This is a genomic window from Nitrospira sp. ND1, from assembly GCF_900170025.1.
Taxonomy (GTDB): Bacteria; Nitrospirota; Nitrospiria; order Nitrospirales; family Nitrospiraceae; genus Nitrospira_A.
This window is the reverse complement of sequence record NZ_FWEX01000006.1, coordinates 387,225-411,080: the sequence shown is the minus strand read 5'-3', so window position 1 is coordinate 411,080 and position 23,856 is coordinate 387,225. Positions and strand designations below refer to the sequence as shown.

The window sequence follows — 23,856 nt, the reverse complement described above, 5'->3', positions numbered from 1 at the left end:
TCAGCGATTCGGGGTGTGCGCCGAGGTGCCCGGTTCCTCATCGCGCAGGGTGAAATAAAATGTCGCTCCCTTGCCGAGTTCGGATTCCACCCATATGCGTCCGCCGTGGCGTTCGACGATCTTCTTGCAAATGGCCAGGCCGATACCGGTCCCCGGATATTCTGCTCTCGTGTGGAGCCGCTGGAAAATGACAAAAATCCGATCCACATATTGTGGGTCGAGTCCGATGCCATGATCGCGAACGGAAAACAACCATTCACCATCGGTTTGTTTCGCGGAGATGTGTATGCGCGGCGGTTGTGCCCCGCCGAATTTGACGGCATTGCTCAGCAGATTCTGGAACAATTGCGCCAATTGTTTGTCATCGCCCATCACCGCCGGCAACGGGTCATGGGTGATGACGGCCTGGCTTTCCTTGACGGCGTTGGTGAGATTGTTCAGCGCAGCCTTTAGAACCGTCTCCATGGCTGTCGGTTCGAATTGTCGGCCTGCCGTATTGACTCGCGAATAGGCCAAGAGGTCCAGGATGAGCCGTTGCATGCGGTTGGCGCCGTCCACGGCAAAGGCGATAAATTCATCCGCATCCGCATCGAGTTTTCCCTTGTAGCGCCTCGCAATGAGCTGCGTGTAGCTGCTTACCATGCGGAGGGGCTCCTGCAAGTCGTGCGACGCCACATAGGCGAATTGTTGGAGGTCGGCATTGGAGCGGCCTAATTCCGCTACGGACTCCTCCAACTTTTGCCGGGCCTCGACCAGGTCATTCTTCTCGCGTCCCAGTTCCCACGAGACCCAGATGCCGTAGCCGGTGAGGGGGAGGATGACCAGCAATCCAATCCCTCCCACCATCCAGATCAGTCGATCGATCGGGGCATAGACCTGATCGCGGTCCAAGCGAAACAAGACCAGCCAGTCGAATCCGGGAAAGTTGGCATACCCTCTGGTCCAGGCATAGCCGGTGACGACTGCGTTTCCTCCCCGGCGATGGGTTTCTTGCACGAAACCGAGGTGATCTCGATGAATGACGGCTTGGGCTTGCGAAGGCAAATCTATCTTTACCGGATTGCCGTTCAGATTCGAGGGGCGATGTTTCTCGCTGAGGACCGTCCCTTCTCGGTCGAGCAGCAGCCAGTCGTAGGCCAACTCTCCGTATCGCAGTCTGCCTTCCTGCTCGAAAATCGACTGAAGATTCTCAAACGGCACTCGTGTGACCACTACCCCACGAAACTCTCCTTTGGGACCATAGATAGGTGCCGTGAATCCGATCGCCATCTTTCTCTGCGATGCCGGGGAGGGTCGCATGTCTTCGAAGTGAACCTTCCCTGTCCTGCGCACCAACTCGAACGACTCGGGGTTCAAGCCTTGCGTGCCCTGCGCGGGCAGCGCGTCGGTGGCAGCCGTGAGTTGTCCGTTCTCATCGGCGACCCCCAGCCAGGAGTAATATTGATAGAGTTGTTTGTATGCCAGGAGCCGGGCGGTCTTTTCAGGCGAGGTGCCGTCTCGGAGTATGCCGTCATTCGCAAACAGCTGGATATCGCCGAACCGTTCGAACATGACGCGGTCGAGCGCATCCGCGACTGCGGCGGCATTCATGGCCAATTCTCGTCCCCGTTCTGAGACCAGCACCGTTCGCAGGAACGACAACGCATAGAGTCCCAGTGCAGTAGCGATGACAAAACAGAGAAGCAGGACCAGCGGGAGGCCCCCTTGGGTCGATCTGCTTCTGTCTGATACCAAGCCAACCTTGGAGGGCGCGTTGTTCAGCGCAGGTTCCATCGCACTCTTGTGTCAGGGGTTTCAAGGGAAAAGACCTTAGTATCATACCCTGTTCACGGATACAGTTCCATCCGGCAGATAGGGGCGTCTCATCGGTGAATTGCCGCCTGCGAACAAGGTGTGGTGTGCTCACGTGATTGACTCCCGCCCTGTCTCCCAAGTACGTTCTCTTCACTGTCGGGCGCAGGACCTCACCGCTATGTTGTCTATTTCAACGCATGTGACCATTCCGGACGAGGAGATCGAATTGACCGCTGTGCGGGCGCAAGGCGCAGGCGGGCAGCATGTCAATAAGGTTTCCTCCGCGATCCATCTTCGATTCAATATTCTCGCGTCTTCCCTTCCGCCGTTCTACAAAGAGCGACTGCTGGCCTTGCGGGACCATAGAATCTCGCGTGACGGCACCATTATTATTAAGGCGCAGGACTCACGGAGCCAGGAGCGCAACCGTGCGTTGGCGTTGGATCGTCTGCAGGAATTGATTCAGTCAGTGGCGGTGCTGCGTCTGCCGCGTCGTCCGACAAAGCCGACGAAGGGATCGACCCAAAGAAGGCTGGACAGCAAGACCAAGCGGGCGCGTCTGAAATCGTTGCGGGGAAAGCCGGACGAGCAGTAGTCTCACCAGACGCAGGGCAAAAAAGAAGGGGCGCTTCAGTTGAAGCGCCCCTTCGGAGACGAGACGAATCTCGTCACTTCTTAGAAGCGGCTGCGTCCGCCACGGTTTTCACCGCCGCCGAACCGTCCACCCCCGCCGCCGCCACCGGAGCGAGCTTCTTGCGGCTTCGCTTCATTGACGGTGAGCTGCCGGCCATCCATGTCCGAGCCGTTCAACGCCGTGATGGCTGCCTTCGCTTCTTCTGCCGTGGACATTTCCACGAAGCCGAAGCCGCGCGATTGTCCGGTGAACTTGTCCGTGATCACGCGCGCCGATTCAACGGTGCCGTGAGTGGAAAACAAGTTGCTCAGTTGCGATTCAGTTGCAGCATACGGCAGTCCGCCGACATACAATTTAGTACCCATAGGGGTCTCTCCTTTTGAATAGTGACATTGTCGGCGACACGAGAACAGACATATGAGGGGAATGAGCGGGCCGAAGACGCGATGATTGAGGCGACTTGGGTCTGACTTCCGATCAACTTCTCGGTAACAAACAACATCGGTGATGAGCCATCCGGAACCATGATTCTCATGCGGCCCGTCATGAGATCACACTGCATCCTAACAGATGAATAGGGGGATTGCTACACGATTCATGGACAGGGAAAAAATAGTTTGTATCGGTCGGATGCGGTCGATCGCTGCACGGAGAGGGCCCACGCGCCTCCGGCCTGATCTCTGTGGTGGTGATCCCGTCGTTCCTTGTCGTGGCACACAATGGGTGCGGTTTAGTGACCGGAAGAGGCCGTCCGGAGCGAGGAGGCGAGTCCTAACTTCCATAAGGTGTAGATCAACCACTTTGACGGGTCAAAGTTGTACCACAGCGGCCCGTTGCGATAGTCGCTCGGATAGGTGTGGTGATAGTTGTGGTACCCCTCGCCGAAGGTCAGCAGTGAGACAAACCAGGAGTTGCGACTGGAATCGGCTGTACCGTAGGGCTGCTCGCCCCACAGGTGGCAGACTGAGTTGATGCAGAAGGTGGAGTTCAGTACGGCAAAGGTGCGTCCGACGCCGGCCAGCATGAAGCCACCGATTCCGCCCTTCCAGCCGTTATGCAGGAAGCCTACGACAAAGGGGAGAGCCAGGCCGACGAGGACGATCGCCGCATAGTAGCGGTGTTGCCACATCGCGACCCGGTCCTGCATGACGCGGGAGCCGAATCGTTCATCGTTGCATGGCACCGGATCGAGCAGCCAGCCGCAGTGGCTGTACCAGAACCCCCGTTTGGCGTTATAGGGATCGGCCGGATCGTCGCAGTGCGCATGGTGTCGCAAATGATCGGCTGTCCATTTCGCGCCGGAGTTCTGGAGCGCCCAACCCCCCGCCACCAATAGACAGCCCTTCACCCAGTCGGGACATTCGAAACTGCGATGGGTCAGCAACCGGTGGTAGCCCACAGTGATCCCCAGTCCAGTCACCACATAGAGGATGGCGAACATCGTCCAATCCAGCCAGGAGTAGCCGTAGACCAGTCCATAGCCAGGCACCGCGATCATTGAACCTGCGACGACTGACCAGAATAGGAGATAGGTCCAGAACTTATGGTGAACACGATGGACAATGTCGGTTGGAACCGAACTCGGGGCGATTTGTTGCATCCCGCTACAATAGTCAAGCGTGCGGGTTTTCGCAAGTGTCTGGTGGGCGCCGTAGGGTCGATGCGTCGCAGATGTGTTGCGGCCGTTCCTGCCTGGGGTAGCGGTGGACGAGGGGGACCGTCAACCGTTTTCCTGCGGAGGCGTTGAGTCACTGTGTCGGTAACAGGCTCCGCACGCAGTCATCGTGGGTGCGGAAGGAGAGCGGCCCGAGTGCGATCATTTATTTTCGAAAGGGGGGAGTATGCGGGTTGATTGTGGGGTTCTAAGAAAGGCGATGGGGATTGTGGTCTTGAGCGGACTGGCGGTCGAGCTGTTTGGCTTCTATGAACCCGCCTGGTCGGCATCCGATCCAGCAACGGCAGCTGGCCAGGACCAATCCGCTGTTCCGCCCGAGTCTTCCGGCAGTCCTGGAGCAGGGGCTAAGGAAAAAGGCTTTGGGGGCCATCGCATGCGAAAGGCCTGCGCCGAGGATGTGAAACAACTCTGCCCGGGCGTCAAAGCGGGAGAAGGGCGAATCGCTCAGTGCTTGAAGGCGCATGCCGCGGAACTCTCGCAAACCTGCTCCGAAATGATTCGGCAACGCGGCCAGCACCGGTAGTCGCCTCCGGCTTGGGGCGGGTGGAGGAGAGGTGTCGGGAAGGTGGCGATCGGTCAGGTCACTTCCGGCACCGTCTCTTTTTGTTCCGTTGCGTCCGGTTGGTTTTCTTAATTTATTTTTCGAACCGGCGCAGGTGCGATACAGTGGCCATATTACATACGGGAGGGTACGTATGGATGGCACTACGGGACAGGGACAGTTCTCCGTCGATTTGCGGCAGCATCCTCGTTTGCGCGTCTCGGCACCGTTCGTCTGTTCCTTTTCCCGCCTTGGCTTGGCTAAATGGCTTGGGCGCGGGGGGGACGGCATCGGGGTCGTGTTCGATGTGTCGATGCGAGGGGCCAAAGTGATGAGTGAGTCCGGTATTCAGCGCGGCGACAGGGTCTCGGTGACGCTTGCTTTGCCCAATCAGGTGTCGCCGATGACGGTGGAGGAAGCGACGGTGCGCTGGGAGAAAGAGCAGGTGTACGGATTAGAGTTTGTCGATCTGTCACCAGTGGCCGAGATGCGCTTGCGAAAGTTCATTACCATCGCGACGAAGCCGGGGGCATAACCGCACGTTACGGGGATCTGTCCGGCGCAGTAGCGCGAAGGCGCACAGAACTGCGCATAGCCTCTATCGGGCCGGCATTGCGGCCCTGGTGCGTCAGTCCCAACCGCTTGCTCCTCGCCAGCTCCCGTTGTGGCGATTCCCCGCATCGCTTCGAGATTGCGCTCGCCGCTCCGTTTCCCTACAATGGCTTCCCCATTCGGCCATGTCCAGTACGAACACACGAAAGAAGCGGCAGCGCCCGCATAGTTCCTACCATCCGCTGTATTGGCCGACATGGGTCGGTCTCGGATTGTTTCGCCTGCTGGCCCTGTTTCCCTACCGCTGGCAACTTGCATTCGGACGGCAATGCGGGCGTCTGCTGCATGGTTTATTGACCAAGCGGCGCGATATCGTCCGGGTGAACTTGGCCGTGTGTTTTCCCCGACAGGAACCGGTTGAGCGTAACCAGGTCGCGCTCCATTGCTTCGAGTCCATGGGAATGGGGGTGCTGGAGATCGCGATGGCCTGGTGGGCGAAGGATCCTCGCACCTATTGCGAGTGCACCATCAAGGGATTGGAGCATATCCGCGAGGCACTCCGTCAGGGACGAGGCGTGTTGCTCTGCGGCGCCCATTTGCATGCGGCGGAACTGGCCGGTCGGTTTATGGCGCTGGAGCAGCCGGTGGCGATCGTCTACCGGCCACAGAACGATGTGGTCGCCGAAACCGTCGCGAATCGATGCCGGAGCCGGTACTATTCCGAGTTGATTCAGCACCGGGATATGCGGGGGATCCTGCGAGCCTTAGCCAGGAACCAGGTGGTGTGGTATGCCCCCGATATCGATGCAGGCTCCAAGCGCAGCGTCTTTGCCCCGTTTTTCGGTGTACAGGCCGCATCCCTGACGGCCACGTCGCGGTTGGCGAAGGTCAGCGGTGCCGCGGTGGTCCCCTGCTTTTATTATCGAAGAGCGGACGGATCCGGTTATGACATTGAAGTGGGGCCGGCGCTCGAGCACTTTCCGTCCGGTGAAATGGTGGAGGATGCCACACGTATCAATCGGCTGATCGAAGGTGCGGTCCGTCGAGTTCCGGAGCAATATTTCTGGCAGCATCGCCGCTTCAAAAGCCGTCCTCCCGGTGAGCCGCCGATCTATCGACGCTAAGTGGCGTTCCATCGACGTGGTAGCGCGGTCGTGTGTATTCGACTTGGGCTCCGCAAAATGATGAGAAGTATTCGGCGTCTCCCGCTCCTTGCGATATACTGATCCTGGCTGAATATCGTGCACGATCGCACCATCCGCTCCGCCATGGATCAATCCAACAACCTCTCTTCTGCGCGCATTGAACTCCGGCAACACCAGCGGTGTGTTGTGCCCCCGGCATGCCTGCTCTCGTTCGCACCCTTTGCTCCGACCATCAGTTTTAACGGTGATGCGGAAGGTGAAGGCGTCGTCATCAACCTGTCCGCCGGTGGTTGCAAAATCAGCAGCGACGCGGGTGTGACTGTGGGAGATGCGATGTCGTTGATCATCCTCCTTCCGGGGGAACTGTGCCCGACCACCATAGATCTGGCCCTGGTGCGATGGGGTCGGGATCTACATTTTGGTGTGGAATTTGTCTCCATGGGGACAACCGAATTCAATCGGATCCGCCAGTTTCTCGCATCCACCGGTCCCGAATAGGGCCGGTATCGGGGCCGATGAGGCTGGGGGGTGGTGTGCTGAGAAAGGAGTTTGTGTGGAACAGACGAAAACGCCGCGAAAATCTCGTCGGGTCGCAGCCGATTGCCGATTGGAATTTACCGGGGAGGATGAGGTGGATGGGGAGGCGGAGGTGTTGGATGTCTCTTCGACCGGCTGTATGGCCAAGTCGGATAACAGGATGTCACCGGGACTTCATATGAAGGTGGCTTTATTTCTGTCGGATGGGCATGAATGGCCGGTCCGAGTGGATGAAGCCGTGGTTCGATGGGCGCGAGGCGGGGAGTTCGGTGTGGAGTTTCTGGCGATGCGCCCTGCCCAACTCCAGCGCATCCAGCAGTTCGTCATCAAGGCCAGGCCGTTGTCATAGGCCTCGTACAACGTTCTTCCTTCCTGCTGTTGCTCCGCCGTTATTTGTCCACGCTGACCAGCCCACATGGCCGTTCCTCTCACTCGCGCCGTTTCGAGACGTCGCCGGCAGGGCGACTCATTGCTTTGTTTCCGATCCTTCCCCTACAATTTCGCGGGATCCCACATGAATATCGCCTCGGCCCGACGGTGTTGCTCCATGAAAAAGGCGGCTCACAACGCATGATCGAGTGGGTGGGGCGTAAGGCCATCGCGGGGTATACGTATCTGGCGGCGCTGGCGGCACTCTTTACGCAAGCCGTGCTGGACCTCGTGCTCCCCACACGCCAAGGCCGTGGGGAGACGCGGCGGGTACTCGTCAGGCAGATTCTGTTCACGGGGGTCGATGCGTTGCCCGTGACGACCGTTATCGCGCTCCTGCTCGGCATCATCATCGTCACGCAGGCCGGGACACAGCTTCCGAGGCTCGGGGCCGGTGGCCTGGTGGGGAGCATCATCGTCGTGACCGTCATTCGCGAACTGGGCCCGTTGATTACGGCGTTCATTGTGGTCGGGCGGTCAGGAACGGCCATCGCGACGGAGTTGGGCAACATGTCCGTGACACGCGAGGTGGTGGCGCTTCGGCTCATGGGGATTTCCATCAGCCGATTTGTCATTATGCCTCGTATGGTCGGCATGGTCCTCTCGATGCTCTGTTTGACGCTGTATTTCGATGTGGTGGCGGTGTTGGGGGGCTATCTCATCGCCGACGCGCAACTGACCATTCCGTTTTATGCGTTCGTCGAGAGCATCACGAAGGCGTTGTCGACGACGGATGTCCTGATGACGGCCATCAAAGGATTGTCATTCGGGTCGGCCGTGGCGGCCATCTGTTGTTACCATGGCCTGGCTGTCCGGTCCTCCTTTACCGAAGTGCCGCAGCAAACGACCCGGGCGATGATCAATTCATTTGTCCTCTGTCTGCTGATCGATGTCGTCGTCACGGTGCCGTTGTACCTATGAATGAGGCAGCCCTCGTTCTGGAGCAGGTCCGGACGCCGATGGCGGGCAGTCCTCATGTTCTCGATGTCGATCTGAGGATTGCCGCGGACGAGTTCGTCGTGCTGGTGGGGCCGAGCCGCTCGGGGAAAAGCCTGGTGATCGAGCTGGCAGCGGGGTTGGTGCGACCGGAAGCCGGTCGGGTGGTTCTGCTGGGGCATGAGTGGAACGATACCTCGGAGAGTGAGCAGACTCCCGTGCGGCTTCGAGTGGGGACTGTGCTGCAACAGCCGGGGTTGTTGAGCAATATGACCCTCTTTCATAACGTGCTTCTGCCGCTCCGGTACCATCATGGAGCGATGCCGGAGCGGAGTCGGGAGCAAGCCGTGATGGCGCAGCTGGAACGACTGGGCGTCGCGCCGATGCGAGACCGGTTTCCTGCCGAGCTCAATCAAGGCGAAGTACGTAGAGCGGCCATTGCGCGGGCTTTGATGTTGGACCCCGAGGTGCTGCTCCTGGACGATCCCGTGGCCGGCCTGGATGCCGAGATGGTGTTGGCGCTCAAGGCCTGCGTCGAAGAACGTCGGGCTCACCATCCGCTGACCGTGGTCGCAGCCTTACGTGCCTTTTCTCCGTTTATCGAGGGGGCGGATCGTCTGGTCGTGCTTCGCGACGGCCGCGTGGAAGCCGATGGGGCCCGTGATACGGTGGCCCGCACCGTTCCTGAGATGCTCAGAAAGTATGTGGAATAGACCGCGTTCTGCCGAGGCGGTCCAGCAAGACTGAGGGGTGGGGGGATGCACTATTCACATCGCTTATCCAGCGGGCGGTTGGCTCAGATTGTCGGCACATTCGTGCTGATTCCCGTCCTGATCCTGGCGGTGGCCGGCTTCTGGATGTCGAAGACGGAACATCTCTTCGAGCCGAAGTACCACTTGCTGGCCAGCCTCAGCAAGTCGTACGGTCTCGAGCCGGGCGCGCCGGTTGTCGTATCGGGGATTCGGGTCGGGCGGGTGAAGCAGGTGGATCTCAACGATCGCGGGACGGTCGATCTGACGCTGCAACTGTCGGCCCGCTACCAGGACATGGTGAAGGGCAATTCGGAACTGCATATTACCAAGAGCGGTGTCGTGGTCGGCCAGACCCAAGTCGAGATCGGGGCGGGTACCGCCAGCAGCCCCGTGTTGACCGATGGCGCGATCATTCGCGCGGTTGAGCCGAGAGATATCGGGGACCTGCTCAATGAGGTTGAACCGGTGCTGATGGCAGTGAAGCAGACGTTGCTGCGTGTCGAAACCATTACGCAGGATCTGCAGGGCGGGTTGAAAGCCGGCGGCAAAGCTCTGGAGCAGGTGGCGGTGGCGACGCAGGATTTGCCGGCGGTCGTGGCATCCGTCCAACGCACCATCGCCTCGGTCGAGCAAACGGCGACTGCGCTTCCCGCCATGACCGGCTCAGTTCAGCGCACGCTGGCGGTGGTGGATCGTGTCACGGCAGACATGCAGCGGACGACCAGTCGCTTGCCGGCTATCTTGGACAGTGCTCAATCCACACTCACCAGTGTGAAGCGCCTCTCCGATTCCGTGGAGGAGGTGAGCCATGAGCTGCTGCCGGTCGTTCACACGGCGGAAACTACGCTGGCAGACGTCTCCATCCTGGTGCGTGGCGCAAAGCAGACCTTTCCCTTTAACCGATTCGCGCAGAACGCCGGGCCGGCGCCGAAGCCGGAGACCGCCTTGTCACCCACGGCTCCCCCGAGTTTGCGCGGAGATCACCTGCGTCGATGATTGTGAAGCGGCATGGATGTTCCTCGGGTTTCTGGGGGGTGATATTGTCTCTCCTGCTCGGGTGCGCCGCTACGCCGCCACCGCCTTCCGTTCCCGCGCCCAGGCCTCTAAGCACTCAGGTCGAGTCCCTGCGCATGCAAGGAGATCGTTGGATGATCCGGGGGGACTTGGCCCGTGCCGGGGAGGCCTATGAAGAGGCTCGCCGGCTGGCCGAAAGTCTGGATGATATGAAAGGGCTCGTCGGGGCCTTGAACGATCTTGGGTCTGTTGCGCTTGGCCGTGGGGCCGGGCGTGAGGCGATCCAGCTTCATGGGCGGGCCGTCTCCCTGGCGCAACAATTCGGAGAGACGGACCTCTTGATCGCTGGTCTCGCATCGTTGGGGGCGGCAGAATATCAAGAGGGGCGGACTGAGGAGGCAGACCGGCGCTATCAACAGGCGCTGGATCTCCTTCAGCGGGCAGCAGACCAGCGTACCGAAGCGATGCTCCGGAATAATTTCGGACTGATCCGGCAGGCGACCGGTGATGTCGGACAGGCAGAACAATTGTTCCGGCAGGCGATGGCCCTGAATCAGGCCGCGGGGCACCCCGCTGCCGAGGCCAGCAATCATGTGAACCTGGGGATTCTGGCGGAGGAGCGCCGCGAGTACGAAGTCGCGGAACGGGAATTTGAGCGCGCTCTGGAGTTGGACAAGACTGCGGAGCGCCGGGCGGAGATTGCTGCCGATCTTCTGCGGCTAGGCCGGGTTGCAGAACGGCGGGGATTTCCCGATCGTGGGCTGGCCTATTCCGAGCGGGCCTACCGTAGTTATCTGGCGCAAGGGAATCAGGCTCAGGCGATTGCGGCGATCACCTTTGCGTTGGACTGTGCGAGGAGATTGGGGCTGGTTGAGGAGGTTGCTCGGCTGGAGAAGGAGCTGATCCGTCTGACCGGTTCCCGTTCCGGGCGATAGCGTACGCTCCGGTTGTCGTCCGCCGATGTTACTTAATGGCGACGGCTTTGACTTCTTTGTAGGTCGTGTGGCCTTGCAGCACTTTCTGGATCCCGTCCTGGACCAGAGTCGTCATGCCCTCCGCCATGCCGGCCTTCAGCATTTCGTCGGTTTTCGCTTTGTTTTGAATCAACTTCTTCATTTGATCTGTGCCCAGAAGCAGTTCGTGTAGCGCCACGCGGCCCTTCAGCCCTGTCCGATTGCAGGTGTCGCAGCCCTTGCCTCGATAGAGCCTGAAGTTGGCGTCGAATGTCACGCCCAGCGTGTCCCAGTAGTCAGGGCCATATCCCAACCGCAGTTCTTCATACTCTTCCTTCGAGGGCTGATACGCTTCCTTGCAGTCTTTGCAGATCCGTCGCGCCAAACGTTGGGCGAGCACTCCCAGCATGGCGTCGGCGAAGCTGAACGAGTCGCAGCCCATGTCGAGCAGGCGGGTGATGGTTTCCACCGCGCTGTTGGTGTGCAAGGTGCTGAGGACCAAGTGACCGGTCAGCGAGGCCTCGATGCCCGTGTCCGCAGTTTCTTTGTCCCGCATTTCTCCGACCATGATGACATCCGGATCGGCCCGGAGAAACGCGCGCATTGCGGCAGCGAACGTGAAGCCGATCTTGGAATGCACCTGCACCTGACGAAGTCCGTATTGTGTGATTTCGACGGGGTCTTCCGCCGTCCAGATCTTGATGTCCGGTGTATTGATGTAACCCAGCACCGAGTGCAGCGTGGTGGTTTTGCCTGATCCGGTCGGTCCCACGCAGAGAATGATGCCATACGGCTTTTCCGCGATACTTTTGATTTCGCGCAGATTCCGCTCCGAAAATCCCATCTTGTCCACCGGCAGCGGTTCGCTCGCAGCCAGAATACGCATGACCACGTCTTCGTTGTAGCCGGCGGTTGGGATGGTGGCGACACGCAGCTCGATTTCCTTGTTCTCGCCGATCTTGAATTTGATCTTTCCGTCCTGCGGTTTTCGCCGTTCCGCGATGTCGAGACTCGCCATGATCTTGAGCCGGGAGACGATGGCGCGGCGATAGCTCGGTGGAATTTTCATGTACTCGAAGCAGTCGCCGTCGACCCGGAACCGCACGAGGGTATCGCGCTTTTCACCATAGGGTTCGATGTGAATATCGGAGGTGCCTTGCCGGAAAGCGTCGGCGATGATCTGATTGGCCAGGCGCACGATGGCGTTGTCGTTCTCGTCGAGCCCTGCGCTGGAGGCGTCTTCCTGAGCCTCAAGTTGGGATTCGTTCACCAGTTCGCCGAGAATGTCGGACACATTCTCATTCATCTTGTTGGTGATCTCCGGAGTCCCGGTCGTGCTCGCAAGGAAGAGGGAGATATCGCGACGAAGACTGACCGCAAAGCGGATGTTCAGGCCGGGGAAGGTGCGTTTGATGTCCTGGACGCGATCCAGATCGCCGGGATCGTCGGTCAGAATTTCAATCGCTGCGCGGTCCCGCTTGAGCGGCATCCAGTGATTTTTCTTGAGGTAGTCGACATTGAGGTTTTTGAGCAGTTCGATATCGACGATTGTCCGCTCGTTGTATTCGATGTAGGGGCATTTGTGAAAATTGGCGAGCGACTTGCCGAGTTCCGATTTGGGCACTTTATATTTTTCGATGAGCAGCGACTCGATGTCGGTGGTCCCCTTTTTTGCCTCCGCGAGCGCATTGTCCAAATCGTGTTGCGAAACTTTTCCGTTGGTCAGCAGATAGTCGAATTTCGAGGGAGGTTTTTTCGACGTCTTCCTGAGTGCGTAAAAGGCCGTGCCTAATGCCTTGGCGATCTCGGCGACACATTCCTCGTCTTTGCGCGTGAACCGTCCGCCGCTCTTCTTGTTGAGCAGCTGGATGACACCCATGAGATATTTGTTCTCGGCGACGACGGGATAGGTGAGCACCTGTTTGGTTTTGAAGCCCGTGTTTTTGTCGTAGGAGGCATCGTGGGTGAGCGAGGGGTGGATCGCACTCAGTTCGACCGGACTGTAGGCGTCGCCGACATTGACGGGGCGAAGGTATTTGGCACAGAACCCGGCAAGACTCTGTTCGGTGATCGGGGTGCGGACTTCCTGAACGGTATCGAGATGGGGAATTTTGGAGAAGATCTCTTTCTTTTCCGAGTCCACCACAAAGAGCGTGAGATCTTCCGCGTCGAAACAGCTCAAGATTTCATGGCGCAGATCCAGCAAGATCTGGTCGACATCGGCCGCGGCGAGAATTTGCCCGCTGATCCGCTTGACGTTTTCCGCGTTGCCGGATTTGAGAGTCGCGTCGCCTAGACCGGGCAGCGGGGGTTTGGGCTGCATCAAGTTGTCTCCAAAACGCTTGCGCAGAGGGCGGTTGCGGTGTCGACCGGGATCCGAACGCCGGGCTTCTTCCGTGTGAGTCAGTGTATCGCAACGCGCAGTCAAGGCAAGTAAAAGACACTTTCCCAAACCGGTTCTGCCGGTCGTGTGAGGACGTATCCGCAGGAGTGAAGTTCTGTCGGGGGGAGTGAACGATTGAACCGGCTGATGGAGCTAGGAAGCGGCTTTCAGGAATGAGGACAGCAGGGAGACCACCTGGTCGGGAGCGACTTTTTGAGTCTCGCCGGTATGACGAAGTTTGAGCTCGACCTGACCTTGCGCCAACCCTTTCTCCCCGATGACCAAATGATAGGGGGCACCGATCAGATCGGCGTCGTTGAACTTGACCCCGGCCCGCTCGTCACGGTCGTCCCACAAGACTTCGATACCGGCCTCCTGCATGGCGCGATAGAGGGTCTCGGCTAACTGCGTGACTGGTTGAGACTGGCTGAGCGGCAACAGGGTGACATGGAAGGGCGCGATGGGAACCGGCCACTTGATGCCTTTCGCATCGTGATTCTGCTCAACCGAAGCCGCAGCGGTTCGGCTCACGCCGATTCCGTAACAGCCCATGACCGCCAGCTGTTCCTGTCCCTGCGCATCCAGGAAGGTGGCCTTCATCGCCTGGCTGTACTTTGTCCCCAACATAAAGACATGGCCGACTTCGATGCCCTTGGCCGTCTTCAGCGTGCCGTCCTTGCGGGGTGAACAATCACCGGCGCGTGCATTGCGGAGATCGGCAAACTGATCCACCTTGAAGTCTCGCTCCCAGTTGGCGTCTACGAAATGGGTGTCGGCCTGGTTGGCTCCGACGACGAAGTTGGCCATGGCCTTCACGGCCCAGTCGCCCATGATGCGGACCTGCTTCAATCCCACCGGCCCAACGAATCCGACCGGCGCGCCCGTGAGGCCGGGAACCAACTCGGGTTTCAGCAGCTCAATCTCCGGCACACCCAAGAGGCGTTTGACCTTGATCTCATTCACATCATGATCGCCGCGGACCAGGACGGCGACCGTCTCTTTGCCCGTGCTATAGAGCAGCGTCTTGACCAGTTGTCGTGGCTCAATTTTCAGGAAGGCAGTGACTTCCTCCACGGTTCGTCGGTTCGGGGTTGAGACCGGCGTAAGCGGGCGGTGAGCCGAAGTGTCAGCGGTATCCGGAGGGAGGACTTCGGCACGTTCGACGTTGGCGGCGTACGTGCCGTCTTCGCTATAGACGATCGTCTCCTCGCCGGTCTCCGCCAGCACCATGAACTCATGCGAAGAGGTGCCACCGATCAACCCGGTGTCGGCTTCCACAGGACGGAAGGTAAGGCCGCAGCGCGTGAAGATGCGGTTGTACGCGTCGTACATTTTTTGATAATTCAGTCTGGCTCCGGCTTCATCCCGGTCGAAGCTGTACGCATCTTTCATGATGAATTCGCGGCCGCGCATCAATCCAAAGCGTGGACGGATCTCGTCGCGGAATTTGGTCTGGATCTGATAGAAATTCAACGGCATCTGCCGGTAGGAGCGAACTTCCCGGCGGAAGAGATCGGTGATCACTTCCTCGTGTGTCGGCCCGAGGCAGAAATCGCGCTCGTGCCGGTCCTTGAACCGGAGCAGCTCCTTGCCATAGAAGTCCCAGCGTCCGGTTTCTCGCCACAGCTCCGCCGGAGAGGCGACGGGCATGAGCAGTTCCTGCGCTCCCGCCCGATTCATCTCTTCGCGAACGATGCGTTCGATTTTACGGAGCACTCGCAGGCCCAGCGGGAGATAGGTGTAGATTCCGGCCGCGACCTTCCGGATCAGGCCGGCGCGCAGCATGAGGCGATGGCTGACCGTTTCAGCCTCGCCTGGATCTTCTCGCAATGTGGGGATAAGGGTTTCGGAAACGCGCATGTGGGTTTATGGGGAAATCAGCCGCTCAATATCATTCCAGAACGCAAAAATCATGATGCCGACCAGGAGAACCAGGCCCACCTGTTGTGCCAGTTCTCGCTGCCGATCTTCAAGTGGTTTTCTACGAATGGCCTCAATAAAAAAGAACAGCAGGTGCCCGCCGTCCAGAATGGGGATGGGTAGGAGATTGAGCACGCCCAGATTGATGCTGAGCATAGCCATCAAGAACACCAGGCTGGAGGTGCCCTGTTCAGCGGCGTCCCCTGCGGTTTTGGCGATCGTGAGCGGCCCGCCGATGTTCTTGCGGGAGATGTCCCCCGTGATGATTTTGTAGATGCCCACCACCGTCAGTTCGGTCCATCCCCAGGTGGCCTGGGCACCAAGCCACGGGGCTTTGAGCGGATCGTTCGTCTGGAGAATAGTTTGGTTTTGGGCCGAAATGCCGATTTTCCCGACTTCGGCCGGCTTTCCCTCTACGGTGGCCTTTTCGCCCATCGGCGTGACGGAGAGCGTTTGGGTGGTGCCGCCCCGTTGAATATCAAACTGAAGCGCGCGATTCGGGCTTTCCCGCACGAGGGAGGTCATCTGCGACCAGGTGAAGATGTCGTGTCCGTCGATGCGGACGACCCGGTCGCCAGCCGATAGGCCTGCAGCCTGTGCGCGAGACCCCGGGATCACGGCCGTGATGACCGGCGCCCGCTCTTCAATGCCAAGCTGGAAGATGGTCGTGGCTTTGCCGTTGTCCTGCACGGTCGTTTTGCTTGGTGTGACCAGCACCGTCTTGACCTGTTCCCCGCGAGTCAGGTCCAACGTGAGTTGTTTCCCGTTGCTTTGGGAAATGTATTTCAGGAGTTCGGCGTTGGTCGAGATTTCTTTTTCGTTCACCCGGATGACCCGGTCGCCAGGCTTCAGGCCGGCTTGGTCGGCAGGTGATCCAGGGAGTACGGCTTCGACTTCAGGAATGATGTCCTTGAAGCTTGGGACCGGCAGCGTATAGCCCAGTCCGATATAGGCGGTGTAAATGAGATAGGCGAGGATAAAGTTGAAGATTGGACCGGCAGCGACGATGAGTGTCTTGCCCCACAGCGACTGATGGACAAACGCCCGTTTCTTGTCTTCCGGCGTCAGGGTTTCGTGCTCGTCTTCGCCGAAGAGCTTCACATATCCGCCCAGGGGCACGACCGACAACAGATATTCCGTTTCTCCGATCTGGCGCCCGAAAATCTTCGGCCCAAACCCGAGCGAAAACTTCAGGACTTTCACCCCGACCCAGCGCGCAGCGAGAAAATGTCCCATTTCGTGAAAGGCGACGAGGACGCCCAACACCACCAGGAACGGAAGCGCCCAGTGGGTCAGAAGCGACACCACATCAGGAGACCAGGCAAAGGCTGTTCCCACAACAACACTCCTTGGGTTCAGGGTATTACCGCGTCAAGGCATGCACAAGAGACTCGGCTTTGTCGCGAGCCCAGCGATCGGCTTCCAGCGCATCGTCGAGGCCGTCGATCGGACGCGGCGCATGAGACTCCATTGTACTCCGAATAATCTCCGGAATATCGAGAAAACGAATTCCGTTCTGAAGGAATGCTTCCACGGCCACTTCGTTGGCGGCATTCATCGTGGCCGGCATGGTTCCGCCGATCCGTAACGCCTCATAACCGAGCTGCAAACAGGGGAATCGAGCATGGTCGGGCTTGAAAAACGTTAAGGTGCTGATCTCCGTCAGATCGAGCGAGGGAAGGTCTAACGGCATCCGTTCAGGATACCGCATGGCATAAGAAATCGGTGTTCGCATGTCGGGAAGGCCCAGCTGCGCAATCACCGACCGGTCTGTGTATTCTACCAGAGAATGGATGATGCTCTCGCGGTGCACCAGGACCTCGATCTGCGTCTCCGGAATATCGAAGAGCCAGCGCGCCTCAATGACTTCCAGTCCTTTGTTCATCAGTGTGGCCGAGTCGATCGTGATCTTGGAGCCCATTTTCCAGTTCGGGTGCTGCAGGGCGCGCTCGGGACTGACGTCTTGAAGTTGCTCGCGGGAGAAGCCCCAGAGCGGGCCGCCGGAGGCGGTGAGAATGATACGTTTGACGTCCTCGCGCCGGTGTCCTTCGAGCGACTGGAAGATGGCGCTGTGTTCGCTGTCGATGGGGAAAATGCGGACGTGATGTTTCTTGGCTTCTGCCTGCATCAATGCGCCGGCCATGACCATCGGCTCTTTGTTGGCGAGCGCGATCTGTTTGCCGGCTCGAATGGCCGCCAGCGTCGGGAGCAGCCCTGCGCCGCCGACGATGGCGGAAATGACCAATTCAGCTTCCTGCGACTGCGCCACTTCGGCCACGCCTTCGTTGCCCGCAAGGATCTTGACGGGGAGGTCGGCGCATCGATCACGCAATCTTGCCGCCGCCGCCTCGTTGGCGAGCGCCGCGAAGGCAGGACGGAACTTGCGGATCTGCGCCTCGAGTTTCTCGTCGTTCGAGCCGGCGGTCAGGCCGACCACGCGAAACTCTTGCGGAAACCGGTCCACGATATCGAGCGTGTTCGTTCCGATCGAGCCGGTCGAACCAAGAATGACGATGTTTTTCATAGCGTGCTCCAGAACGGGGGGACAATCATCTGTCACCCGTTGTTGACGATCGTGACATAGTAGTAAAAGGCCGGGCCGGTGAACAAGAGGCTATCCAGGCGATCCAGCATACCTCCATGGCCCGGGATCAGGGCCCCCGAGTCTTTGAATCCCGCACTGCGCTTCATGGCCGATTCCGCCAGGTCGCCGATGAGGCCGGTGATGGTGAGGATCATCCCAAGCGCCAGGCAATCCACCAGCGAGAAAGCGGGTAGGAACCAGGCACGCGCGACGACGGCCATCAGGCAGGCGAGGACGAGGCCACCTGCCAATCCCTCGTAGGTTTTCTTCGGGCTGATGACCGGCGCCAGCGCGTGCCGTCCCATGGACTTTCCCGCCACATAGGCGCCGGTATCACCGGCCCACGTGACCAGGAAGACGAAGAAAATCAGCAGGGCGCCGTCGGGCAACCCTCTCGTGAGCACAAGATAGCTGAGTGTGAGGCCGAGATAGAGCACGCCCATGACCAGCACCATGCCGTCCGTGAGTGAGTCGCGCAGCGACTTTCCTGAGAGCAGGGGCATGCACAGCGCAATCGCCAGGGTCCCGAGCAGTACCGCACGGTCGGTGACGAGGGTCGGCCACTGCGCGCTGCTGATCAAAAGTCCGGTCGCCCCGACGCCCAGCCAGCACCACCATGGCCAAGGGGCCTGTCCCAAATGGAGCCGATAAAACTCTCCGGCTGCGAGCATGCCGGCAATCGCGGCCAGGCCGAAGAACGCGATCGCGCCGAGGTCGTGGACGAGGTAATAAAAGATCGGCAGAAACACCGCTGCCGCCAGTACGCGACGAACGGTTTCGGATGAAGATCGTGGTCGAGCCCTGTCCACTGTGGGCGGCATAGTCTTCTCGCACTGAATAGCTCCTGGTTTCACCACGGAGAAGCTAGGAGGAGACGCTGCTGAGCACCCGGCCGAAGCGGCGTTCGCGCCGCTGGTATTCGATCAGGGCGACCAACGTTTCGCGCCGCCGGAAATCAGGCCAGAGTGTCGGGGTGAAGTACAGTTCCGTATAGGCCAGTTGCCACAACAGGAAATTGCTGATGCGCGTTTCGCCGCTGGTGCGGATCAGGAGGTCCGGATCGGGCAGGCGATGGGTGTACAGGGCCTGTTGCATAGCCTGTTCATCGATCTGATCCGGTGAAAGCCGGCCGCTCTGCACGGCCCGGGCGAGTTCTCTCGCGGCATCGACCAGTTCCGCACGGCCACCATAGCTCAAGGCCACATTGAGGATCAGTTTGTCCAAGTGGGCGGTTTCCTGCTCCGTCGTCCGGACCCATTGTAAAGCGGACGGGGGCAGGGCCGTGACCCGGCCAATGGTCTGAAAGCGCACGCCTTTTTCAACCAGGCTGGATCGTTCTGTGGACAAATAATGTTCCAGTAGGCCCATCAACGCGGTGATTTCCTGGGCGGGCCGGTTCCAATTTTCCTGCGAAAACGCATAAATCGTGAGCACCCTGATCCCCAGTTCCAGAGAAAGAGAGATCAGTTCCCGCACGGACTTGATGCCCTCCTGGTGCCCGGCAATACGCGGGAGGCCCCGTAGCTCGGCCCAGCGGCCGTTGCCGTCCATAATCACGGCCAGATGTTTCGGCAGCAGGTCCGGTTCGAGTTGCGAGAGCAGATCAGAGTCGGGGGCAGGCTCGATATCGCGTGATCGAGAATCGTTCATGGAACGGCGTGAGCACCTTTTTTTAGACTATGTGGATCCTCGGGGAAGTAAGGCGAGTCTAGCGGTGGGGTCCAGGAAAGTCAAACAGTATTTCCCAATTTCGCTGTATTTGCAGATGGTTCGAGCGTGTTTGCATTGCGCCTCCGGAAAAGAGTGCGTTATACTCACGCACCGTACGAGAGGAGCACATGCATGTCCAATGACGAGTCCGGCGCACTGGCGCGTTTCGGGGTAACCGATCGAGAAATCGAGCAGGCGCTGGGACGGGTCAAGGTCTCGACCGTCGACTATGCGGACCTGTATTTTGAGTATTGCCAGTCCGAGTCGGTCTCCATGGAAGAGGGGATCGTCAAGCGGGCCACGAAGAGTGTCGGGCAGGGCGTCGGCGTCCGGGCAACCGCCGGCGAAAAAACAGGCTTTGCCTATTCCGACGAACTGACCCCCAAAGATTTGAACATTGCCGCCGATACGGCGCGGTATATCGCCAATAGCGCCCAGGGAACGGCACCGGTTCCGGTCACCCACCGCCCCGCCCTCGCACGCAATCTCTATCCCCATGACCGGGCCAATATTGAAGTCGCCACCCGCGATCGGGTCACGCTGCTCAACGCTATCGATGCCGAAGCCAGGCGGTACGATCCCCGGATCAAGAACGTCATGGCGGCCTATAACACCGAATACAAGGTCATGCTGGTGGCGACGTCCGACGGTCTGATGGTCGGCGATATCCAACCCTTGTCGAGGCTCCAGGTCACCTGTATTGCCGAAGAGAACGGCAATCGGCAGGTGGGGACGTTCGGCGGCGGAGGACGAATCGGACTGGAGTATTTCCAGAACGACCAGCGATATCTGCAGTTCGCCAGAGAAGCGGCGCGGGAAGCCATCCTGAACTTGAGCGCAGTCGATGCGCCGGCCGGTGTCATGCCGGTGGTGTTGGGCGGGGGATGGCCGGGGATCCTGCTGCACGAAGCGATCGGACATGGGCTGGAGGCCGATTTTAACCGGAAGAAAACCTCCGCGTTCTCGAATCTGCTGGGAAAGAAAGTCGCTTCAGAGGTCTGCACGATCGTGGACGACGGGACCCTTCCCTTCCGGCGCGGCTCGCTGAATGTGGACGACGAGGGCACGCCCACCAGCCGCACCGTCTTGATCGAACGCGGTATTTTGCGCGGATACATCACCGACAAATTGAATGCCCGCCTGATGGGTATTCCGGTGACCGGTAACGGGCGGCGTGAGAGTTATCAAAGTGTCGTGTTGCCGCGGATGACGAATACCTTCATGCTGGCCGGAGAATCAGATCCGAAGGACATCATCAAGTCGGTCAAAAAGGGGCTGTACGCCGTCTCGTTCGGCGGCGGGCAGGTCGATATCACCAACGGGAAGTTCGTGTTCTCCGCCAGCGAGGCCTACCTCATTGAAGACGGGCAGATCACCAAGCCGGTGAAAGGTGCAACCCTGATCGGCAGCGGACCGGATATTCTCAAGCAGGTCTCGATGGTGGGGCACGATTTGAAGCTCGACGAAGGCATCGGAACCTGCGGAAAAGAAGGGCAGTCGGTGCCGGTCGGCGTCGGCCTGCCGACCATTCGAATTGACGAAATCACCGTCGGTGGGACGAAAGCATAACCATGACACGTGCGATTGTGGAACAGGACTATACGAATATCGCGCAGGATCTGCTGGCGCGTGCGGCGAAACATGGCGCGACGGCGTCGGACGTGATGGTGGCCGACGGGGAAACCCTGTCGGTGCAGGTCCGGATGGGCGCCGTCGATCGACTCACGAAGGCACGTGAAAAGCGGCTCGGCCTGCGGGTCTTTTTCGGTCAACGGTCCGCCAGCGCATCGACTTCCGACTTTTCCCGCGAGTCCCTGGAACGGTTCGTCGGTGAAACCTGTGCCTTGGCGCAAGCGGTCGTCGAGGATCCGGTGTCCGGCCTTCCGGAGCCGGGCCAGTTCGCCACCGATTTCCCTGAGTTGAATATTCACGATTCCACGAAACTTCAGACGGATCAGCAGATCGACCTGGCGCTGCGTGCCGAGCGGGCTGCGTTTGCCGCCGATTCGCGTATCACGAATTCCGAAGGGGGCGAGTGCGACTCGTCATCCGGCCGGATCATCCTGGCAAACAGCCACGGGTTTGTGGGGCACTATGCCAACAGTAGTTTCTCCCTATCCGTCTCGCCGATTGCGTCGGATGCGGCCGGGATGCAGCGGGATTACTGGTACGGGGTGAATCGTGCGTTTGCCAAACTGGAGAGTCCGGAAGCTATCGGCCGGGAAGCGACGAGGCGGACGGTCCGGAAGCTCGGTGCGCGCAAAGTCTCTACCTGCCGTGTGCCGGTGATCTTTGACCCTGAAGTGGCGGGGAGTTTACTCAGTCACCTCTGTAGTGCCCTCTCAGGCTATGCCCTGTATAAAGGCGCATCCTTCCTGATCGGACAACTGGGCCAGCAGATCGCGCCGGACTTTGTCACCATTTATGACGACGGACGGATGCCCGGCGGCTTGGGGACGCGTCCATTCGATGGCGAGGGGCTGCCGACCAGGAAGCAGGCGATGGTCGAGCGTGGTCGTCTGGCCAGTTATATCCTGGACACCTATTCAGGCAAGAAGTTAGGACTGCCTTCCACCGGAAATGCCGCGCGAAGCATCGGAGAAAGTCCCTCCGCCGGGCCGACGAATTTTTATATGGTCCCGGGCACCACCAGTCCGGAGGATATCTTGGCGTCTGTGAAGCAAGGTCTCTATGTGACGGATCTGATCGGGTTCGGCATCAATATGGTTACCGGCGACTATTCCCGCGGGGCGAGCGGGTTCTGGATTGAGAACGGCGAGTTGGCCTACCCGGTGGAAGAAATTACCATCGCCGGTAATCTGAAGCAGATGTATGCGAATATCGAGACGATCGGCACGGATCTCGTGTTTCGCGGACGGATTGCCAGCCCTACCGTGAAGCTCGCGGAGATGACGCTGGCAGGGAACTAGCGGGCTGCGGAAGCACTTGACTGTTGCGCAATACGCCACGTATCAACTCATGCGCCGTGTCGGTATTGCAATAACCCGCAGGATGTGAAAAAAGGCCGTCCAGCAAGGCCGCAGCAAGCGAGGCGGCGAATCGTACTCGCGCTGTACGGTGAGCTTCTGAGGTTCACGACGCGCGGAATAACGCGCGTCACGTTTGTGAACGCCGCCGAGGTGGTGAGGCGGCAGTGTCTTGCGAGAACGCCGCTGGCGGACTTTTTCCGCATCCTGCTAGGTTGCGAAGGGGGTAAGTGATGCGACGACTGATGGCCTCGATGATCTGTGCCTTGCTGGTGGGTCCTGCGGTCGGGCGGGCAGCGGAATTTCAGGTAACGAGCCCGACGATCAAGGATCAGAGCACGATCGGCAATGAGCACGTGTTTAACGGGTTCGGCTGCACGGGTGGCAACCTGTCGCCTGAACTGCGATGGGATCATGCGCCGAAAGACACGAAGAGTTTTGCCGTGACAGTCTATGATCCGGATGCCCCCACGGGAAGCGGTTGGTGGCACTGGCTCATCTTCAATATAGCTCCGAGCGTGACGCACTTGCCGGCCGGAGCGGGGCAGCCGGAGAGTGCCGGCGTGCCTCAAGGGAGCATTCAGAGCGTGACGGATTTTGGCCAGCCTGGTTTTGGCGGGCCCTGTCCACCGCCGGGAGATAAACCGCACCGGTATATCTTCACGGTGTTCGCGCTGAAGGTGGATCAGTTGCCGCTCAAGAAAGAGGCCTCCGGCGCGATGGTCGGGTACTATCTCAATCAGAACGCCATCGGAAAAGCATCCTTCACCGGCACCTACGGCCGGTAAGCGAACAATCATCAGAACAGAGTAAGGGAACAGACCATGTCTCTTGATGCCGAACTGGGAAAGACGATGCTTCAGTTGATCACCTCGCGATACGAGGATCGGCACTGGAGAAAAAAAATCGAAAAGACACTCAGTCTGCCGCAGAGCGGGGTCGGAGACGATCATCAGCAGCAGGTCTTTATGTACCTGAAGCTCAACCTCAAGGCATACAAGTCCAGGCGGGCGGATCCGGATTCCTGGATCTTAGGCGGGTACGCCACGAAGGAAGTGATTGATCGCGCGAAGTTTCAGCCGCACCTGGTCGGAGAAGGTATTTCGGCCGACGATGTGGCGTTTCTCGGTGTCGATCCCGGCCCTGAAATCGATGAGGCCTGGTGGGAAGAAATGTTGGTTGCCTGGTTCGGCGCTCCGGAAGAAGAGGAGTCGTCGGAGGAAGCCACGGCTGATGAGGCCGCAACTCCCGATGCCGTGAAGGATCCCGCCCGCACCTGAAGGCGGCTGTGACGGCCCCGGACGGGCGGT

Annotated in this window: 23 protein-coding genes; 14 read left to right on the top strand and 9 right to left on the bottom strand. The window is 59.4% G+C overall.

Annotation, left to right across the window (positions count from 1 at the left end):
* Entirely contained in the window at positions 1-1,773 is a 1,773-nt protein-coding gene (locus tag NSND_RS06450) for a sensor histidine kinase (RefSeq protein ID WP_200810507.1), read from the bottom strand.
* A gap of 199 nt (positions 1,774-1,972) precedes the next feature.
* Here NSND_RS06450 and arfB point away from each other — a divergent pair, with 199 nt between their 5' ends.
* Positions 1,973-2,389, top strand: a complete 417-nt coding sequence (arfB, locus tag NSND_RS06445) for an alternative ribosome rescue aminoacyl-tRNA hydrolase ArfB (protein WP_080878214.1) — start codon at positions 1,973-1,975, stop codon at positions 2,387-2,389.
* 80 nt (positions 2,390-2,469) lie between these two features.
* On the opposite strand, the gene NSND_RS06440 is transcribed toward arfB, so the two are convergent.
* Positions 2,470-2,793 (bottom strand): RNA recognition motif domain-containing protein, encoded by a 324-nt coding sequence (locus NSND_RS06440; RefSeq protein ID WP_080878213.1) that lies wholly within the window; start codon positions 2,791-2,793, stop codon positions 2,470-2,472.
* A 365-nt stretch (positions 2,794-3,158) separates the two neighbouring features.
* On the bottom strand, positions 3,159-3,926 hold the full coding sequence (locus tag NSND_RS06435; RefSeq protein ID WP_235000188.1) for an acyl-CoA desaturase: 768 nt from the start codon (positions 3,924-3,926) through the stop codon (positions 3,159-3,161).
* A gap of 343 nt (positions 3,927-4,269) precedes the next feature.
* On the opposite strand from NSND_RS06435, the gene NSND_RS06430 reads away from it, so the two are divergent.
* The 9 genes from NSND_RS06430 (at position 4,270) to NSND_RS06390 (ending at position 10,944) form a co-directional block, all read left to right on the top strand.
* A complete protein-coding gene (locus NSND_RS06430) occupies positions 4,270-4,626 on the top strand; it encodes a cysteine rich repeat-containing protein (RefSeq protein ID WP_143833436.1) in 357 nt (118 codons plus the stop codon).
* 172 nt (positions 4,627-4,798) lie between these two features.
* A complete protein-coding gene (locus NSND_RS06425; RefSeq protein ID WP_080878210.1) occupies positions 4,799-5,179 on the top strand; it encodes a PilZ domain-containing protein in 381 nt (126 codons plus the stop codon).
* A gap of 202 nt (positions 5,180-5,381) precedes the next feature.
* A complete protein-coding gene (lpxL, locus tag NSND_RS06420; protein ID WP_080878209.1) occupies positions 5,382-6,320 on the top strand; it encodes an LpxL/LpxP family Kdo(2)-lipid IV(A) lauroyl/palmitoleoyl acyltransferase in 939 nt (312 codons plus the stop codon).
* Positions 6,321-6,437: 117 nt separating this feature from the next.
* Complete coding sequence (locus tag NSND_RS06415) at positions 6,438-6,839, top strand: PilZ domain-containing protein (RefSeq protein ID WP_143833435.1); 402 nt, start codon at positions 6,438-6,440, stop codon at positions 6,837-6,839.
* 55 nt (positions 6,840-6,894) lie between these two features.
* Entirely contained in the window at positions 6,895-7,227 is a 333-nt protein-coding gene (locus tag NSND_RS06410) for a PilZ domain-containing protein (protein ID WP_159450663.1), read from the top strand.
* A gap of 221 nt (positions 7,228-7,448) precedes the next feature.
* Positions 7,449-8,228, top strand: a complete 780-nt coding sequence (locus tag NSND_RS06405; RefSeq protein ID WP_159450662.1) for an ABC transporter permease — start codon at positions 7,449-7,451, stop codon at positions 8,226-8,228.
* A complete protein-coding gene (locus NSND_RS06400) occupies positions 8,225-8,956 on the top strand; it encodes an ABC transporter ATP-binding protein (RefSeq protein WP_080878205.1) in 732 nt (243 codons plus the stop codon). Before NSND_RS06405 ends, NSND_RS06400 begins: the two co-directional genes overlap by 4 nt.
* Before the next feature lie 45 nt (positions 8,957-9,001).
* A complete protein-coding gene (locus NSND_RS06395; protein ID WP_080878204.1) occupies positions 9,002-9,991 on the top strand; it encodes an MlaD family protein in 990 nt (329 codons plus the stop codon).
* Positions 9,988-10,944 carry a tetratricopeptide repeat protein gene (locus tag NSND_RS06390; protein WP_080878203.1) on the top strand — a complete coding sequence of 319 codons (957 nt, stop codon included), beginning with the start codon at positions 9,988-9,990 and terminating at the stop codon, positions 10,942-10,944. Before NSND_RS06395 ends, NSND_RS06390 begins: the two co-directional genes overlap by 4 nt.
* A 28-nt stretch (positions 10,945-10,972) precedes the next feature.
* Here NSND_RS06390 and NSND_RS06385 read toward each other — a convergent pair whose 3' ends face one another.
* The 6 genes from NSND_RS06385 to NSND_RS06360 form a co-directional block, all read right to left on the bottom strand.
* Entirely contained in the window at positions 10,973-13,285 is a 2,313-nt protein-coding gene (locus tag NSND_RS06385) for a GspE/PulE family protein (RefSeq protein ID WP_080878202.1), read from the bottom strand.
* Positions 13,286-13,498: 213 nt separating this feature from the next.
* Positions 13,499-15,205, bottom strand: a complete 1,707-nt coding sequence (locus NSND_RS06380; RefSeq protein WP_080878201.1) for a proline--tRNA ligase — start codon at positions 15,203-15,205, stop codon at positions 13,499-13,501.
* 6 nt (positions 15,206-15,211) lie between these two features.
* Complete coding sequence (rseP, locus tag NSND_RS06375) at positions 15,212-16,603, bottom strand: RIP metalloprotease RseP (RefSeq protein ID WP_159450660.1); 1,392 nt, start codon at positions 16,601-16,603, stop codon at positions 15,212-15,214.
* A gap of 25 nt (positions 16,604-16,628) precedes the next feature.
* The gene (locus NSND_RS06370; RefSeq protein WP_080878199.1) at positions 16,629-17,789 is read right to left on the bottom strand and encodes a 1-deoxy-D-xylulose-5-phosphate reductoisomerase; all 1,161 of its coding nucleotides are present in this window, start codon (positions 17,787-17,789) and stop codon (positions 16,629-16,631) included.
* Positions 17,790-17,821: 32 nt separating this feature from the next.
* Positions 17,822-18,670 carry a phosphatidate cytidylyltransferase gene (locus tag NSND_RS06365; RefSeq protein ID WP_080878198.1) on the bottom strand — a complete coding sequence of 283 codons (849 nt, stop codon included), beginning with the start codon at positions 18,668-18,670 and terminating at the stop codon, positions 17,822-17,824.
* Between the two features lie 43 nt (positions 18,671-18,713).
* Positions 18,714-19,499, bottom strand: coding sequence for an isoprenyl transferase (locus NSND_RS06360; RefSeq protein ID WP_080878197.1), 786 nt, complete (start codon positions 19,497-19,499; stop codon positions 18,714-18,716).
* Positions 19,500-19,691: 192 nt separating this feature from the next.
* Between NSND_RS06360 and tldD the strand changes: the two genes are divergently transcribed.
* The 4 genes from tldD to NSND_RS06335 all read left to right on the top strand — a co-directional run bounded on the left by tldD (position 19,692) and on the right by NSND_RS06335 (position 23,826).
* Positions 19,692-21,128, top strand: coding sequence for a metalloprotease TldD (gene tldD / locus NSND_RS06355; RefSeq protein WP_080878196.1), 1,437 nt, complete (start codon positions 19,692-19,694; stop codon positions 21,126-21,128).
* Positions 21,129-21,130: 2 nt separating this feature from the next.
* Positions 21,131-22,489: a TldD/PmbA family protein gene (locus NSND_RS06350; protein ID WP_080878195.1), complete on the top strand. Its 1,359-nt coding sequence runs from the start codon at positions 21,131-21,133 to the stop codon at positions 22,487-22,489.
* 290 nt (positions 22,490-22,779) lie between these two features.
* The gene (locus tag NSND_RS06340) at positions 22,780-23,334 is read left to right on the top strand and encodes a YbhB/YbcL family Raf kinase inhibitor-like protein (protein WP_080878193.1); all 555 of its coding nucleotides are present in this window, start codon (positions 22,780-22,782) and stop codon (positions 23,332-23,334) included.
* A 36-nt stretch (positions 23,335-23,370) separates the two neighbouring features.
* Positions 23,371-23,826, top strand: a complete 456-nt coding sequence (locus NSND_RS06335) for a hypothetical protein (protein ID WP_080878192.1) — start codon at positions 23,371-23,373, stop codon at positions 23,824-23,826.
* Positions 23,827-23,856: the final 30 nt, after the last annotated feature.